8 protein-coding genes are annotated in these 18,412 nt (G+C 38.4%); 5 read left to right on the plus strand and 3 right to left on the minus strand.

Going from position 1 to position 18,412, the window contains the following annotated elements; genetic code table 11:
* Positions 1 to 20 precede the first annotated feature (20 nt).
* The 3 genes from gyrA to ACLHG9_RS11115 all read right to left on the minus strand — a co-directional run bounded on the left by gyrA (position 21) and on the right by ACLHG9_RS11115 (position 11,509).
* The gene (gene gyrA / locus ACLHG9_RS11105; RefSeq protein WP_410221554.1) at positions 21 to 2,549 is read right to left on the minus strand and encodes a DNA gyrase subunit A; all 2,529 of its coding nucleotides are present in this window, start codon (positions 2,547 to 2,549) and stop codon (positions 21 to 23) included.
* A gap of 279 nt (positions 2,550 to 2,828) precedes the next feature.
* On the minus strand, positions 2,829 to 10,442 hold the full coding sequence (locus ACLHG9_RS11110) for a choice-of-anchor Q domain-containing protein (RefSeq protein WP_410221555.1): 7,614 nt from the start codon (positions 10,440 to 10,442) through the stop codon (positions 2,829 to 2,831).
* 110 nt (positions 10,443 to 10,552) lie between these two features.
* Positions 10,553 to 11,509 (minus strand): helix-turn-helix domain-containing protein, encoded by a 957-nt coding sequence (locus tag ACLHG9_RS11115; protein ID WP_410221556.1) that lies wholly within the window; start codon positions 11,507 to 11,509, stop codon positions 10,553 to 10,555.
* Positions 11,510 to 11,769: 260 nt separating this feature from the next.
* Here ACLHG9_RS11115 and ACLHG9_RS11120 point away from each other — a divergent pair, with 260 nt between their 5' ends.
* The 5 genes from ACLHG9_RS11120 (at position 11,770) to ACLHG9_RS11140 (ending at position 18,410) form a co-directional block, all read left to right on the plus strand.
* On the plus strand, positions 11,770 to 12,255 hold the full coding sequence (locus ACLHG9_RS11120) for a DUF4442 domain-containing protein (RefSeq protein ID WP_410221557.1): 486 nt from the start codon (positions 11,770 to 11,772) through the stop codon (positions 12,253 to 12,255).
* Positions 12,255 to 12,878 (plus strand): helix-turn-helix domain-containing protein, encoded by a 624-nt coding sequence (locus ACLHG9_RS11125; RefSeq protein WP_410221558.1) that lies wholly within the window; start codon positions 12,255 to 12,257, stop codon positions 12,876 to 12,878. Before ACLHG9_RS11120 ends, ACLHG9_RS11125 begins: the two co-directional genes overlap by 1 nt.
* 44 nt (positions 12,879 to 12,922) lie before the next feature.
* Positions 12,923 to 14,284, plus strand: coding sequence for an MATE family efflux transporter (locus tag ACLHG9_RS11130; protein ID WP_410221559.1), 1,362 nt, complete (start codon positions 12,923 to 12,925; stop codon positions 14,282 to 14,284).
* Positions 14,285 to 14,355: 71 nt separating this feature from the next.
* Complete coding sequence (locus ACLHG9_RS11135) at positions 14,356 to 17,064, plus strand: TonB-dependent receptor plug domain-containing protein (RefSeq protein ID WP_410221560.1); 2,709 nt, start codon at positions 14,356 to 14,358, stop codon at positions 17,062 to 17,064.
* Between the two features lie 5 nt (positions 17,065 to 17,069).
* Positions 17,070 to 18,410 carry a DUF4876 domain-containing protein gene (locus ACLHG9_RS11140; RefSeq protein WP_410221561.1) on the plus strand — a complete coding sequence of 447 codons (1,341 nt, stop codon included), beginning with the start codon at positions 17,070 to 17,072 and terminating at the stop codon, positions 18,408 to 18,410.
* The last annotated feature ends 2 nt before the right edge of the window (positions 18,411 to 18,412 follow it).

Raw genomic sequence — 18,412 nt, forward strand, 5'->3', positions numbered from 1 at the left:
TTTATAATTTTAGTTTTTAGTTATTCATTATCTGATGCTGGCGATGTTGTTCCTTCGTCTATCGGATTTTCGCCGTTTACAATTTCCTCTTCTTCTTCATGATCAATTCTGGCTACAGATGCAATTTCATCATTACCTTTTAAGGTAATTAATCTCACACCTTGTGTTGCTCTGCCCATTACTCTTAATTCTGCTACAGCAATTCTTATAATGATACCAGATTTGTTAATGATCATAAGGTCATCTTCATCCGTAACATTTTTAATAGCTACCAGTTCACCGGTTTTTTCGGTTATGTTAATGGTTTTTACACCTTTACCTCCCCTGTTGGTAACGCGGTAATCTTCTATATCGGTACGTTTTCCATAACCTTTTTCTGAAACTACCAATACAGTTGCCTCCTGGTTATCTACAGCAATCATGCCAACTACCTCATCTTTATCATGACTTAGGGTTACGCCTCTTACTCCTGTTGCCGTTCTGCCCATTGGTCTTACGGTGCTTTCGTTAAAACGAATAGCTCTTCCTGAACGCAATGCCATTAATATTTCACTGCTTCCGGTTGTTAGACTGGCTTCTAAAAGCTGATCGCCTTCATTGATGTTAATTGCGTTGATACCGTTTACTCTTGGTCTTGAGTAAGCTTCTAAAGAGGTTTTCTTGATAGTACCTTTTTTGGTACACATGATGATAAAGTTATTCTCTAAGTATTCCTGATCTTTCAGGTTTTTAACTTTGATAAAGGCTTTAACTTTTTCTTCTTTGGGAATATTGATAATATTCTGAAGCGCTCTTCCTTTGCTTTGACGGGTACCTTCAGGTATTTCATATACACGTAACCAGAAACAACGACCTGCATCTGTAAAGCATAGCATATAGTTATGGTTAGTGGCTACCAGCAAATGCTCAATAAAATCTTCATTTCTTGAATCACTTCCTTTTGAACCTTTTCCTCCACGTCCCTGTATTCTGTATTCTGTAGCCGGTGTACGTTTAATGTAACCTTCGTGAGATATGGTAATTACAACTTCTTCGTCTTCGATAAAGTCTTCCATACTCATATCTTCTGCAGAATGAACGATAGATGTTCTACGCTCGTCACCATATTTATCGGTAATTTCTGTCAGCTCATCTTTAATGATCTTCATTCTTAAACCTTCATCTGCTAATATAGATTTCAGGTATTCGATGGTTTTCATTAATTCAGCATATTCATCTTTGATCTTATCTCTTTCCAGTCCGGTTAACCTTCTAAGAGTCATATCTAAGATTGCACGGGCCTGTATATCGCTTAAACCAAATTTTTCCATTAAACCTGTACGTGCGTCTTCTGGTGTATCTGAAGATCTGATCAGTTTAATTACTTCTTCAATATGGTCTAAAGCTATGAGTAAACCTTCTAAAATGTGCGCACGTTTTTCGGCCTCTCCTAATTCAAATTTTGTTCTCCTAACCACCACATCATGTCTGTGATCGACAAAATGATGGATAAGATCTTTAAGATTTAACAATTGCGGACGTCCATTTACCAGCGCAATGTTATTTACACTAAATGAGCTTTGTAAAGCTGTATATTTAAATAAATTATTTAATACGATATTGGCGTTGGCATCCCTTTTTATTTCATATACAATACGGATACCATCTTTGTTAGACTCATCTTTAATATTAGAAATACCTTCGATCTTTTTCTCACCTACCAGTTCTGCTGTACGCTCTATCATCTGGGCTTTGTTTACCAGATAAGGTATTTCTGTAACAACAATGCTCTCTCTGTCTTTTATGATTTCTATTTCGGCTTTGGCACGCATTACGATACGGCCTCTTCCTGTTTCAAAAGCTTCCTGAACACCTGAGTAACCATAAATAATAGCACCTGTAGGAAAATCAGGGGCTTTAACATATTTCATTAACTCAGCAATGGTAATGTCTCTGTTATCTATATAAGCAATGGTTGCATTTACTACCTCTGTTAAATTATGCGGAGCCATATTGGTAGCCATACCTACGGCAATACCTGACGCACCATTAACTAACAGATTTGGGATTTTAGATGGTAAAACCGTCGGTTCCTGTAAAGAATCGTCAAAGTTAAGTTGAAAATCAACCGTATCTTTGTTAATATCGGCAAGCATTTCTTCAGCAATTTTCTGGAAACGTGCCTCAGTATAACGCATAGCCGCCGGAGAATCTCCATCTATTGAGCCGTAGTTACCTTGTCCATCAACCATCATATAACGCAAACTCCAAGGTTGCGCCATACGTACCATGGTCATGTACACAGATGAATCACCATGTGGGTGATATTTACCTAGTACCTCACCCACAATACGGGCTGATTTTTTATAAGGTTTTCCACTGCCTAAACCTAAATCCAGCATACCATATAATACTCTGCGGTGAACCGGTTTTAATCCGTCTCTCACATCTGGTAATGCCCTGCTCACAATAACAGACATCGAATAATCGATGTAAGCAGATTTCATCTGCTCATCTATATTAATAGGAATGATCTTGTCGCTGTCCTGATATTCTAAATCTTCTGCCATAATTCTTTTGGTCCGTTAAAAACGGAATTAATTAGCTACTGATATAATCTTGCGAATTTAATAAAATAAGCTACATTATATAAGGCAATGTGGAAAAGTTTTAGTCTTTGTAACTAATCCTTTAGATTCGCCACAAAATGCCCAGACTTATTTATATTATAGTATAAGTATTTTAAAGCTAAAGAGACAAAAGATAGTTGACTTTATTGGTATGAACTTATCAAAAAGCCACCTATTGATTGATTAGGATGGCTTAATGGTACGAATATTTTTTTTGAATTATTTCTTCACAACTTTTTGAGTTTCATTTATACCTTTTCCGCTAAGGCGGATGATATAAGTACCCGCCTGATATCGGCCCAGTGACAGTATTTTGCTGTCTTCCTTATTGTTGACACTCCATTGCTGCAACACTTTTCCTGTTACATCAATTATTTGCAACATGCTAAAATAACCTGAGGTAAAACTAACTGTAACCCAATCTGTGGTAGGATTAGGATAAACCTGAAAGTTATGGGCAGCAAACCTGAAAGTCAAGCTTCTTATGCCGAGTTCTGCTGGCCTACCATCGTTATCTACTTGTACCAATTTGTAATAATTGATACCATTAAAGGGACTTTTGTCTGTGTAATCATAAATCTGAGATGAGAAATTTAAGATAGAAGAAGCTAAAACATCTCCTATTTTCATAAACTCCCCATCTTCACTTCTCCTGTAAATTATGAACTGCTTATTATTAATTTCATTATTGGTTTGCCATTGCAGTTTGGCATGATTACCATCGGCTTTTACAGTAAAACGGATAAGCGTAACTGGCAATGTTCCCTCTACATATTCATATACTCCCATATCTATCCTGCCATTTTGCACACGAGGATTGCCTGCTAAATCGGTATTTGGGAGGTTCAGCCCTGTTATATCAGGCTTGCCTGCATTAATGGCCGGGCTGCTTATCTGCAAGTGGTAATCGCCACCTATAAACGGAGCAGTAGTATAATCGGGTGCGTTTAAAAACTGTGGATTAACGGTGCTGTTGCCCATACCACTGTAACTGCTTTGCATGATGCTGTACGCTACGGTTGGATTACTGCCAACACCTGTGGTTATCATATCAATATTATTACCGTACATAATACAATTGGTTATTTTGGGCGAAGAAGCAAATCCATTATATATACCGCCGCCCGTATTATCATCTACCTTGTTTCCGGAAAATGTACAGTTGGTAATAACAGGCGATGCAAAATAATTACACATACCACCGCCGTAACGGGGACTTACATTACCTGTAAACAGGGTGTTGGTTATAATTGGTGCACTACCCATATTTAATAAACCACCTCCACCTGTACCTCCAAAGCCCCAAAATGCAATATTACCTGCAAAAACACAATTGGTAACCACAGGCGAAGCATTGTTATCATTAGCCATTCCACCGCCCATACCAGCACTATTATTTTCAAACCGGCTATGGCTGATAACAGGATTTGCATCTGTGTTGTACATACCACCACCTATGTTATTATCAACATGGTTAGCAACAAACAGGCAATTGGTAATAACAGGCGCAGCACCATTAAGATTCATCATGCCACCTCCAAGGTTATTAGCGGTATTACCGGTAAAAGTGCAATTGTTAATTACGGGAGCAGCACCGTTAAAGTTCATTATACCGCCCCCATTGTCCGAAGTGTTATTGGAGAAACTGCAATTGCTAACTGCAGGCGACGATTGCCAGTTGTACATACCACCGGCATAATTAGCCCCGTTATTATTAGAGAATGTACAATTCCTTATGGAAATTTTACTGCTACTATTGCTGTTTAGATATATCCCGCCACCTTCGCTCTGCAACATGCTGATGGTATTGTAGGTATCACTATCTCCACCGTTTGCGTTACCCTGCGTTATGGTAAAACCATCAACCACCACACTGTCTCGGGTGTTATCCATATTAGCAATTACCATTATATGGTAGCTATTGTCGTTTTTATCGTTGTTAGTTCCGATATCTCCACTCAATATAGAACCTCCAGATGTGAGAAGTTCCCTTTGTGAAAATGTTCCCCCGCCCGATGGAAAACCACCGTAAATTTTTATGCCACGTTGTGGAATAAGAAAAGTGGCATTTCTATTTGTACCGCTTTGCAAACCTGTGGGGTAATAAGTACCTTTGGCTACCAATATACTACTGATATTGTTATTCTGATTGGCAATTATGAGCGCATCGCTTAACGTTTTTAAGGAGCTTGCCCAATCGCTGCCATTGCCCGAATTAATTGCGCTACTATCTACATACAATGTTGTGGTATTTGCAGGCAGCCCTGTAATAGTAACCGACTGATTAACAGCAGCACAATGATTTGCATCGGTAACGGTACAGGTATAAACCCTGGCGCTCAAGCCCGTAGCGGTAGCAGTTGTTGCGCCATTATCCCAGCTATAGGCATAAGGTGGTGTACCACCTGTTACAGATAAGGTGGCGGTAGCATCTGCACCACTTACTACAGGAGTTTGCGAAACAATATGCACCGTAAGTACATCTGGCTGTGTAATGGTAAATGTCTTCATGATGTTGCAACCCTTACTATCAGTTATGGTGCAGGTATAATTGCCCGGTAAAAGGTTAGAGATTGTGGCATTGGTTGCACCATTGCTCCAACTGTATGTATAGGGTGCAGTACCACCGCTTGGCGTAACTGTTGCACTACCGCTATTATTACCATAACAGTTGATATTTTGCTGTGTAGTGCTTGCTGTAAGCTCATCAGGTTGGGCAATAGTAACGGTGATATCTGTTACACAGCCGCTCCCCGTATCAATGATGGTACAAGTATAATCACCTGCTGCCAAACCTGTTGCCGTTGCTCCCGTTGCACCGTTTGTCCAACTATACTGATAAGTACCGCTGCCACCGCTTGCACTTATGGTTACCGAGCCATTATTTCCTCCATTACAACTTACATTATTGAGTGATACCACCGTAATCACAATGCCGCAACGGATATACGGGCTTTCATAAGCGCCTATATCTACCCTGTTTTGCTGAATACGTACAACATTAACAATGTCGGTAACAATATTCATAGGAACAAAATTATTATTGCCGGCTCCAACGGCATTGCTCATAGATTGTAAACTGTAATCGCCTGTGGTATTAGGCGTATTTTGGTTGGTAGTGGTAACCGCGTTTACAAAATAAGGGTTAAGAAAAGTATTACTGCCGTTATCTGTTCCAAAAGAAGATTGCCATGTACCCGTACTGTTTTCAATTAACGAATATGCCAGATTAGCACTTCCCCCCTCTTCATTACGGATATTGGGCAAATTACCTGCGGCAACATTGCCATATACAATGCTGTTTTTAATAGTAGTATTGGCACTGCCCTTATTATTTATACCACCACCGTTGGCAATGGCATAATTACCAGCAACGGTACAGTTGATGAGCGTATTGTTACTGTTATGAGCAAATATGGCACCGCCGTAACTGGCTTTGTTACCTGTCATCAGCACATTAATGCAGATTGGCATTGATGAACTGAAGCTGCTCATAGCACCCCCATTGTCGGTTGCCATGTTGCCTTGTATAAAACAGTTTTGTATCACAGGTGATGCCACCAAAATAAACAGCCCTGCACCTTGGTTAGAGATATTATTTTTGAACGAACAATTACGGATAAGCGTTTTGTTATTGTTACTATACAACGCCATACCACCGCCGGTATTTGCCATTACGGAAATACCATTGTACAAATAACTACTGCCAATACTGCCATTGGCATTGGTGATGGTAAAGCCGTCAATTACCGTACTATCTGCCATAGCGCTTGTACCGGCAATCACCATAACGTGGTAGCTGTTGTCGGTGTTGCTGTTGGCATTGCCAATGTCGGCAGAGAGGACAGAGCCCCCTATCCCTCCTGAGGATGGAAATGTACGAGCCGCCCAGCCTCCTACACCGCCCGGAGCGAAGCCACCATATATTTTTATACCACCGCGCTGTGGGATAAGAAAGCTAATGTTTCTATCCGTTCCGCTTTGCGAACCTGTAGGATAATAAGTGCCTTTGGCCACCAATATGGTAGTGATATTACTGTTCTGCCTGGCAATGATAAGAGCATCACTTAGGGTTTTTACGGCATCAGCCCAACTGCCGCCACTCCCAAAATTAACACTACTGCTGTCTACATACAATGTTGTGGCGTTTGCAGGCAGCTCCGTAACCGTAACCGACTGCTGTACGGAAGCGCAATGGTTGGCATCGGTAATGGTACAGGTATAAGTACCAGCAGTTAATCCGGAAATGGTGGCCGTTGTTGCGCCATTATCCCAGTTATATGTATAAGGCGGTGTACCGCCTGTTACACCAATGGTTACCGTTTTACTGCCTACAACAGTTTGCGAAGCGATATAAGTTGTAAGCGCATCGGACTGGGTAATGGTAAATGTTTTAACAAGAGAGCAGCCAACACCATCGGTAATGGTACAGGTATAGGTACCAGCTACTAAGCCCGAAATGATTGCAGTGGTTGCACCGTTGCTCCAATTATATGTATAAGGTGCTGTACCACCATTTACGGCGGTTATGGCTGCGCTGCCGTTATTACCGCCATTACAAGTAACGTTTTGCTGCGAGGTAACTGCCGCAAGTTCATCGGGTTGGGTAATGGTAAATGTTTTAACCGCCGCACAGCCATTTTTATCGATAATGGTACAAATATAATTACCTGCGGTGAGGTTTACTGCTTTAGTGCTGTCGCTACCGTTGCTCCATGTATAGGTATAGGGTTGTGTGCCACCGCTTACTGTTACCGTTGCAGTTCCATTAGTATTGCCATAGCAGCTCACGTTGGTTTGTGCAGCATCCACTACCAGGGCCGATGCAGGTTCGGTAATAGTAAAGCTTTTGGTAATGGAGCAACCACCAGCATCGGTGATAACACAAGTATAGTTACCTGATGTCAAACCTGTTATTTTATCAACACTTGCACCATTGCTCCATGTATAGGTGTAGGGTTGTGTGCCACCACTTGCTGTTACCGTTGCAGTTCCATTAGCATTGCCATAGCAGCTCACGTTGGTTTGTGTAGCATCCACTACCATGGCCGATGCAGGTTCGGTAATGGTAAAGTGTTTGGTAAGGGAGCAACCATTGGCATCGGTAATGATACAGCTATAATTGCCTGCCGCTAAATTTACCGCTTTGGTGCTGTCGCTGCCGTTGCTCCATGTATAGGTATAGGGTTGTGTGCCACCGCTTACTGTTACCGTTGCACTTCCATTAGCACTGCCATAACAGCTGTTGGTTTGCATTGTACTAACGATTATTTTTTGATTGTAGGTACTTTCATAAGCGCCAATATCTACCGTGTTGCCATAAATACGCTGATTACCTCTTATATCGGTAGTTCCGGTAATATAGCTATTATTTCCGGCGCCAACCAAAGGCGAACAGGCTTGTAATTGTAAACCATCATCTGCGGTTCCCCATATACCATCAGCTCCTGCCGGATTGGCTAGATTTACGAACTGTGGATTGGTAGTATTCTCAATATTATTTTCTGCAGATAAATATACTAGCGCATTATTAGTATTGGAACTGTTACCGGGCGTATAGCTTTGAACCAAGCTATTGTAAATATTTAAGGTATTACCTCCTCCATCGTTCATACAAACAACGCCACCATTATTGCCGGTTATTACGGTATTACGGATATCGGTTGTTGCAGCAAGACCAAAAATAACTGCGGCATCGGCAGCTGCCGTATTATAGGTAATTACACAGTTGATCAATTTATGGGTGGCATGGGAGCTATAAAGAGCGCCACCCCTGCCCCAACCTCCGCTGGCATCGGGCGTAGTATTGCCATAAAATATGCAATTGCTAAACACAGCAATACCACGAGAACTAAGCGTTGCACTACTATAGACAGCTCCTCCGGTAGCGGCTCGATTATTAGCAAACACACAGCTGGCATATACCGGGTTTGAATATCCGGGGTCGAGGGCGCCGCCCTCTATATTGCGCAACGCTCCACCTTCATATCCATAATTATTCAAAAAACGGCAGTTCGTAAATACGGGACTTGCCGCCCTGTTATAAACAGCACCGCCCATAGACCCAGCGGTGTTATCAGCAAAAGTACAATTAGTAACCACCGCATCAGAATGATAATTGTATAATGCGCCTCCTCCGCCACCGGAATTGCCTGATGAAAAAGAAGAGTAATTTCTGTTATCGGAGAAAGTACAGTTGATAAGAGTAGGCATACTGTTTCTATTCGCCATTCCGCCACCGCCCACATCATTCGAATTTATTTGGTACGAACATATATTGGCTGAGAATGTACAATTGACAAACAAGGGTGTACCTCCGGTATTGAATACACCCGCCCCATTTCCTGCTGCTTTATTGTTGGTAAAAATACAATTGCGTACAGTAGGTGATACATTATCGTTACGCATACCCGCTCCTGAATCCAACCAATCGGCAGAATAACCTATATAACTAATATCTCCATCCCGAATAGTAAAACCATCTAACAGGGCGGCGTTGGTAAGCCCGTTGTTATTATTATGCATTACACGATTGCCGTTACTACCTTTTAACACAGTTACATTGTTTATATAATCACGGTTTGCCCATGTGGGGTTACCCACAGCAGGAAAGCCACCGAAGATTTTCACACCTTCTTTCATACTGTAACTGGCAGCAGATGTATAAGTTCCGGCGGCTACAAAAATGCTATCGCCCGCAAGCTCATTGCCGTTGCCATTGGCGTTGTTGATAACAGTTTGCAAATCGCCTGCATCTATCCAAGAAGTTCCACCACCTGTTGCCCCTGCTTTTACATACCATTTTACAGCCGCTGCATTATGTAACGTAATGGTATTGCTTTGATAATCTGCCGCTGCAGAACAAGCGGTTGAAGAACGGATAATACAATAAATCTGGTCGTTATTTACCAAAGTAGCAGAAGCATAAACAGCATTGGTTGCATTGGTAATGGGACTGCCATTTTTGTACCATTGATAGGTACAATCTGAACCCACAGCTACTGCGGTAGCCGTAAAAATAATATTGTAATTGTTATAAGGATTGGTGGTATTTGAGGTGATGCTTACAGCAGTTGCAGGATAAACTACATTATCGGTAAAATTGGATGTGCTTCCTGTTAAGGTAAAATTGTTTAACGTTCCAATGTTATTATTACCAGTGCCGTCAGCAATTTTGGTAACAATTGTATTATTACCGTTTGCCGTTCCATCGTTAAAACTGTAATAAGCCACCAAACCCGTGGCGATACTAAGAGGGCAATTGATATTATCCTGAGGTTGTGCAAGAGCAACATTCCAGATACGGAGCTCGTCTATACTGCCGTTGTAATAATTGTTAAGGGTGTTGATAGCACCAAGGGTAATTGCAGGGGGAGCATTTCTTTGGGCTTGGGGTACATCGCTTATGGCCGAAGCTTCCAATACTCCGTTAATATACAACTTCATAGTGGCAGCATTCGCATTCCACACAGCGGCCACGTGCACCCAACTGCCTGTATTTACATTGGAGCTAGAAAAAATGGTTTTATCGGTATTGCCAATGCCAAAGGCTATTTTAGCACCTACCAATGAAATACCGAAATCATTGGCTACGCCGCCCATTTCTGCATCTACCAAACCGATACCATTATACCACTGGGTTCCACTTACACCGGTTTGCGTAGTCTTCATCCAAAATTCTATGGTAAAGGCTGATGCTGTTGAAACAACATTTGGAATACGTACATAATCGTTTACACCGTCGAAATTTAAGGAGGACTGGGCAAAGGCAGTACCTATACTTAAAAAAGATGTTAAAAAAAATAAAAGCTTGAAGTAGAAATTTATTTTCATCTATAAACAATTTAGTTTGGTTAACCACAAAGTTAAACCGCACATTTATTGCCCATAAATTTTAAGCGTACAACTTTGTCCAGTTTTATAAAACTGGACAAAAAAGTAAATTACAATGAGTCCCGATATTCTACAGGTGTGATACCAACCGCTTTTTTAAAAGCATTATAAAAAGCACTTCGTGTTGCAAAACCCGATTTTTTGGCCAAAGCTTCAATTGTATAATTGTGCATAATATCTTTATCTACCATATCATTCTGAATGCTTTTAATACGATAACTATTCACAAATTCTGAAAAGGTAAGTTGATAAGTGTTATTAAATATAGACGAAAGCTTATGTACGCTAATGGATAGTTCTGATGCCATGTGTTTCATACTCAAATCCGGATACCTGAACGCCTCTTGACTAATGATATAATCTTCTATTTTACGGCACCATTCTTCCGTTTCTTTATCTTTTTGCAAAGAAAGCTGATGTTGCTTTTGTACTTTTAATAAAGTAGGTAATTTCATATCCAGCATAGATGCTACCAAATGCAGTGGTAATCTTTCTATGTAACCGGGCTTGGTGTTTACAAAATACAGGTAACGTTCTTTAGCATTGCCTACACGAATAATATGGGTTCGCTCCTGCGCATCGCGGTAATATTTCTCTACCATTACCCTAAAGAGAAAGTTCATATCAAAGTACTGAAGAAACAATACTTGTAAATCATCATTATGTATGGCTATCAGTTCAGAATCTTCTACCGCAATAATAGATTCTTGTGAAGGTACTATACCATGCAGACCAGAAATGGAGCTCACAAATTCATTATCAATCGAAATATAAGTAACAATCTGTTTTTTCTTATGAATAGTCTGCCCCATCAAAGCTCCTTTTTTGATGAAATACATATACTGGCACCGCTCACCTATATTTAACAGCACTTCGTTTTTGGGGAGCTTCAAAAATACTGTTCTCTCATGAAAAGCAGCCGAAAGTTCCTCGCTTATAGGATATATGGTTGACAGTATATTCAAAATATAGGCAACATCTTCTTTCTGAGCTTTTTTATAGGACATATAATTTTTTTACATGAAATACAGATAACAAAGTGATATGCTATATCAGCAACATAAGCTATCAAACATCATATAAATATATTCTTTTTATCTCTTTTTTAATAGTTTTTATTGATGTTAAAGTTATTTTAAGTTATTGAACAACCGATAATTAAGCCAGCATACTATCCTAATCTAAATTCTATCAGCTAACCGTAAATTAATTAAAAATTAACTTCAGTTTTTTAAAACTTAAATTTAATTACAGATATTTAAACATCATGATGGTATCTGAAAGAACGCTTAAATGGGCGTTAAGTTTATATCCTCCTTTGCTTTTTCAACGCATTTGGGTTAGAAAATTTCATAAAGGTTTTAGAGGAGTTGATGTAAAGATCAGCAACAGCTTTTTAAACAGGAATTACAATGGCTCTATATTTGGCGGCACTATCTATGCTGCCACAGATCCCTTTTATGCCATTCTGTTTGATCAGCTTATGCAAAGAAAGGGTTACAAATGTAGGGTGTGGCTAAAAAGTGCCTCTATACAATACATTAAGCCAGGTATGTCTGCATTGTACTTCACCATTACCATTACAGATGAAATGATAGCGGAAGCCGAAAAAGCGCTTACAGAAACTGGAAAATTTGTAAAAGCCTATCCTATGGAACTTTACAACAAACAGGGTGAACTTTGTGCCACAGTTATGAACGAGGTTTATTTAAGAAATAAATATCCAAACGAAAACAAACGCGTAGCTATTTAATGAACATCAGAAAGCTCATATTAGAAGGTGAAAACGCAAGTGTTGATTTCAAGAAAACCATTAGCAGCTGCGAAAAAATTGCCAAAACACTGGTTGCTTTTGCCAATAATCAGGGTGGCATGTTATTGATCGGTGTGGCCGATGATGGTTCTGTTAAAGGTGTAAAATCAGAAGAAGAAGAACGCTTTATGATTACCAAAGCGGCACATGTTTACTGTAAACCCGCCATAGAACCCGAGTTTGAAGAGGTATATGTAGATCATAAAATTGTATTGGTTGCAAAAATCAAACAAAGTGATACCAAGCCTCATTACGCTTTAGATGATAACCAAAAATGGTGGGTATATTTCAGAGTAAAAGATAAAAGCATGCTGGCCAGTAAAATTCTGGTAGATGTGCTTAAGAAAGAAAAATTAGAAAGCAATTTATTGAACTATACCAATCAGGAGAAAATCTTTTTGCAGCACCTTAAAGATCGCCACCGCGCTACTTTAAAAGAGCTAGCAAAGCTTACAAGAAGTTCTTATAAAAATGCACAAAAAACAATCGTTAACCTCATTTTGATGGGAAGTATAAGCCCACATATTTCTGAAAAAGAAGAGTATTTTACCCTGAGCGATTAAAATTATCGTGATATCTGGGTTAAAATTACGATTTTTGCAGGCTTATGCTTAGCTATTCATTCCAGAAATACAAACCTTATTATAACGAAAACCTAAAACTCGCGCTTCCTATTGTAGTATCGCAACTGGGACACACTCTTGTACATATGGCCGATGGTATTATTGTAGGCCATTTTGCCGGAACGGTACAACTGGCCGCTGTTTCTCTGGTAAACAGCCTTTTTATGCTCATACTGGTTTTGGGCTTGGGTATTTCATACGGCTTAACACCTTTAATAGCACAGGCAAATGGAAGTAAAGATTATGGAAAGTGCGGCAGGCTTTTGGCAAACAGTATTTTAATCAATTTTATTTTTGCTATCATTTTAGTGGCGCTGGTTTATCTGGTCTCTTTTACGCTAATTAATCATTTAGGACAGTCTGCCGATGTAGTTGAGCATGCTAAACCTTACCTAAGGTTAATGGGAGTTTCTATTATCCCTTTAATGATTTTCCAATCGTTTAAACAGTTTACTGAGGGTCTGGGCTTTACCAAACAGGCCATGTCTATTTCTATATGGGGTAATATTGTAAATATTATTTTCGGGATTGTTTTTGTAAAAGGTATGTTTGGCATTGAGCCCATGGGCGTTAGAGGTGTAGGTTATGCCACTCTAATAGATCGTGTAGCCATGGCTATAGCTATGGGTAGCTATGTATTTAATTCAAAACGCTTTATTCCTTACTTAGGTTACTTTGAATTTAAGGCGATCAATTTCAAAAAAATAAAAGAAATCATTAAACTAGGTGCTCCTGTTGCCATGCAATATTCTTTTGAGATCAGTGCATTTAGTGGTGCTGGTATCATGATTGGTACTATAGGAAAAGTTGAGCAGGCCTCACATTTTACAGCTTTATCCTTAGCTGCATTCACCTATATGCTGGCAAGCGGTATTGCATCTGCAGCAACCATCAAAACAGGCCACAATTACGGAGGTAAAAAATTTACTGACCTACGCTACTCGGCCATAGCCAGTTACCATGTGGTGCTTTTATTTATGGGTTTTACAGCCATTTTATTTATAGGTGCTAACCAATTTTTACCTTACATTTTTACCGATGATAAAATGGTAGTAGGCCTTGCCGCACAGCTTTTGATCATTGCAGGCTTTTTCCAACTGTTTGATGGTACACAAGTGGTAGGTTTAGGCGTATTACGTGGTATTGGCGATGTAAATATTCCCACTTTCATTACGTTTTTATCTTATTGGGTAGTTGGCATTCCTTTGGGTTATTATGTAGGTATTTATCATGGTGTTGGTGTAAAAGGTATATGGTATGGTTTAACTTTTGGCCTGCTTGCTGCTTCTATTCTCTTATTCTGGCGTTTTCAAGTATTAAGTAAGAAACTCAGTCAAGTTAATTAGAATTAGTCTAAATAATTTGTTTTAACAAACTATTTTCTTCAATTTTGTCACTTGTTTATAATTAGTCTAAATTGAATAAATACTTATACTTTTTATTTTTCGTCTTAAACAGTCATGCAATTCTTGCCCAAATTAGCATTCAGGGTAAGATTACAGATCATAAGCAAGTGCCTTTAGAATATGTAACCGTAAGATTGCCAGATTTTGATAGAATTACTTATACGGATAAAGGTGGATTGTTTTCTTTCATTATTGATGCTAAAGAAATCAAATCTTTCAAATTACAAGCCAACATGGTGGGTAAAGAAAAGTTTGATAAAACTATAAGTGTTGGTAGTGTAACCCAAAAATTTTATGTTCCCATAACGCTACTGGATTTGAACTTGAGTTTAAATGAGGTTCAGGTCTCTGCTGTACAAAAAACAACTAATCTTTCTAACTCATCTGTTTTATTTGACAGACAAGCCATAGAACAAGCTCAGGCTTTTAGTTTAGCAGACATATTAAACGGATTACCAGGCAAGCTGTACAGCCCTGTTGATTTGCAAAGTCCGAAAAATTTAACCCTAAGAAGTGAGGCGTCTGGAAATGCAGCTAATAATAATGCAATGGGCATAGCCATTATTATAGATGGTTTAGCACAAAACAATAATGCCAATATGCAGGCTAAGAACGTGGGTACTTATGGTTTAGGTAACTCTACCATTACAGACCGAACCAATAATGTAGGTTACGATGTAACTTTTGGCGGACTGGATCTTAGGGAAATTCCTGCAGACAATATTGAAAGCATAGAAGTAATTTCAGGAGTGGCTCCTGCTCAATATGGAGATTTAACGGATGGTGCTATTATCATTAACCGTCAGGCTGGTAAAACCCCATTTATGTTTAATACACGCATTAACAATGGTTCTACCAATTTCTCTTTAACTAAAGGTTTTAAGCTCCCTGAAAAATATGGTTTTTTAAATACCAATATCAATTACTTAGTGAGCAATGATGATCCACGCGATAATATGAAAAAATACAATCGTGTTTCTGGTGGAATAATGCATACCATTTATTTTAATCATCACATAAAAAATACCATTTCCTTAGATTATAGTGAAAAATTGGATGATGCCAAAAGAGATCCAGACGATGGAACCGAGAAGATGGCCTATTCTAAAAACAGACGTTTTGCTATTTCCAACCGCTTATCGTGGCAATTGAACAGTAAGGTTATTAAAAGTATCAGCCTTAATGCCGGCTTGGATATGGGTTTTCAAGACAGTTATAGTCAATGGTATTTAAATGGTAATGTAAAACCCATGGCCAATAAAGATACCACAGGTGTTTATGAAGGTTATTATTTACCGGGCAATTATCTTGCTGTTGATCAGGTTGTAGGAAAACCTAAAAACTTTAATGGTAATATCAGTTTCTCCAGTCATTTCAATGTAGGAGAAATTAAACATATCCTTTCTTATGGTGCGAGTATATCCATTGCCTCTAATAAAGGCAAAGGCGTATTGTTTGACCCTGAAAGACCTCGCTTTATTAGCCAGGGTTATAAAAATGAACGGCCTTATGATTTTGAATTACTTCCAGATCTAATCAATTCGGGCATTTATCTTGAAGACCGTTTTAATATCAAGGTATTTAATAGAAATTTAAGGTTTAATGCAGGTTTACGTTATGATATTCAAAATGGATATGGTACTTTACAGCCTCGTATCAATGCCAACTATTCGATTAGTAAAAATCTTAGCTTTAATGCTGCTTACGGTATAGCTACAAAAGCGCCTACTATGGCTTACCGTTATCCGGGTCCTACTTATTTTGATCTTCCTATTCTTAATGTTTATACAGGCGATGTCAGAAACAGCTTATTTTTGGTTTATACCTATAAATATTTGCCAGATAATTCAAGCTTAAAACCATCGCAAAGTAATCAGGCAGAAATAGGTTTAAGTTATAGTCACCCATTATTTAATGCTTCTGTAAACGGTTATTTAAAAAATAATAAAAATGGGTTTGCTGGTCAGTCACAATATTTTGGCATAATGGTTCCAGATTATACTTATAATATTACCAATAACCAAAAGCCCGTTTACCAGCCTACAGGAACTTATACTTTAAAAGGAGGCTTAGCTAATAGCGTAATTACAAATAATGTGAGTTCAAGCAATAACGGAATTGAATTGTTTATAAGCGTTAAAAAGATTACTGCAATACAAACCAGTTTCTCATTTAACAGTAGCTATACCTATAGCTCTTTTTATAACTCCAATGAGCTTATAGCAAAAGCCAGCGATGCTGATATTCTTGCCAACAAAAAAGCATGGTATGCCATATATGATGCACGCGAGAGTATCAATAAAGCGTTCACATATAAATTAAATAGCGATACGCATATCCCTAAATTAGGATTGGTTGTTAGCCTGTACTTTGATTTTGTATGGTTAAAAAACCAACTTATAAAAGGCGATAATGCTTATCCTAAAGCTTATTTAGACAGTTATGGTAACCGCTACCCTATTGATAACTTTGATCCCAACAATCCGGATTATGGACATTTAACAAGATCAGCAGACCTTGAAACACAGGCTAAATTACCTTTTTCTTATGCCAATGTTTCTATGCGTTTAGCTAAAGAACTGAAAAACAATATTCGTTTTTCAGTGAATGCATATAACGTTTTCAATTTAAAAGCCAATTATTACGATCCGAAAAACAATAAATCTTATTCTTATTTAAACCCTTTAAGCATAGGGGCCGAATTATCCATTAAATTTTAAGTAAAATGAAGAAACTCTATTTTTTGATAGCCACATTGTTATTCATATTCACTGCTTGTAAAAGGAATGCATTTGAAGATCTAAAACCTGTTGCTTTAAATGTAAATGTATCTTTTGATCAATCTTTAAGAGAATACGCCTTACCTTTAGCTAACGCAGAAATCAAACTTACCAATTTGGCAAACGGTCTGGTTACAACCATAAAATCTGATGCTGATGGCAAGGCTTCGATAGATAAAATATCGCCGGGAAACTACGATATAGAAGCTACACTTACCATAAAAGCTGCTGATTATACTACTTACGTTGGCATTTTTACCGAAAATGATGTAGTTTTTAATGGCCTATTAAAATCTCAGAACATTATACAAAATGTAAATAGTTTGTCTTTAGCCTTAAACACTGGAAAAATTGGCGACTGGGTATTTAAGCAAATCTATTATGCGGGTTCACATACCAGTAATGGTGCTTCGTTCAGAGATCAGTTTATTGAAATCTATAATAATTCAAATCAGGTGCTTTATGCAGACAGCCTTTATTTTGTTCAGGCTTATGGCACTAATTCTAAATTAAGTGCTATAGATTTAACTACAGGGTATTATCAAGTAGCAACTAAACAATATGATTGGACCAAATCTATTGATATGAATGATCCTGATGCCAACAATAATTACGTATACGCCAAAAACATATTTATGATTCCAGGCAGTGGTAAAGATCACCCTGTTAAGCCTGGTGAAAGTATCATCATTGCAGGTACTGCACTAAATCATAAAACACCTTATGTAGGAAACGACGGCAAAGGTATTTCTGTTAAAGATCCCAGCTTAACCATTGATTTAAGCAAAGCAGATTTTGAAGTTTATTTGGGCAATTATCCGGGTATAACACCATTAGCTTCTGATATTGATAACCCAGCCGTTCCTAATATGGTTAACATTGACATAAGGGCAAACAAAGATTTGATTTTAGATGCCACAGGTCGTGAAGCCTTATTATTGTTTAAAACCACAAGAGATATTCAGTCCTGGAAAAGATATGCAGCTCCAGATATAAAAGTAATTACAACCTCTACAGATAAGTATTACCAAATCCCGTTGAATGAAATTTTTGATGCCGTAGAAATACAACCTCCTTTAGAAGCTAATCAGATACCTAAAAAATTTAATGCAAAGTTAGACGCAACGTTTAAGTTTGTATCTAAAGGGCAGTACTCTTCACAATCCCTAATACGTAAAACCGCAAAAGTGGTAAACGGACGTCAGATCTTAAAAGATACCAACAGTTCTGCCAATGATTTTGATGAATTAAATATACCTGACGTAACTAAATCAGTTTTTAAATAACA

The sequence above is a fragment of the Pedobacter sp. genome (assembly GCF_046462515.1).
GTDB lineage: Bacteria > Bacteroidota > Bacteroidia > Sphingobacteriales > Sphingobacteriaceae > Pedobacter.

What these genes read in the sequence shown, in the direction of transcription:
- gyrA (WP_410221554.1), bottom strand. Translation starts at nt 2,549, where the DNA reads ATGGCAGAAGATTTAGAATATCAGGACAGCGACAAGATCATTCCTATT.
- ACLHG9_RS11110 (WP_410221555.1), bottom strand. Translation starts at nt 10,442, where the DNA reads ATGAAAATAAATTTCTACTTCAAGCTTTTATTTTTTTTAACATCTTTT.
- ACLHG9_RS11115 (WP_410221556.1), bottom strand. Translation starts at nt 11,509, where the DNA reads ATGTCCTATAAAAAAGCTCAGAAAGAAGATGTTGCCTATATTTTGAAT.
- ACLHG9_RS11120 (WP_410221557.1), top strand. Translation starts at nt 11,770, where the DNA reads ATGATGGTATCTGAAAGAACGCTTAAATGGGCGTTAAGTTTATATCCT.
- ACLHG9_RS11125 (WP_410221558.1), top strand. Translation starts at nt 12,255, where the DNA reads ATGAACATCAGAAAGCTCATATTAGAAGGTGAAAACGCAAGTGTTGAT.
- ACLHG9_RS11130 (WP_410221559.1), top strand. Translation starts at nt 12,923, where the DNA reads ATGCTTAGCTATTCATTCCAGAAATACAAACCTTATTATAACGAAAAC.
- ACLHG9_RS11140 (WP_410221561.1), top strand. Translation starts at nt 17,070, where the DNA reads ATGAAGAAACTCTATTTTTTGATAGCCACATTGTTATTCATATTCACT.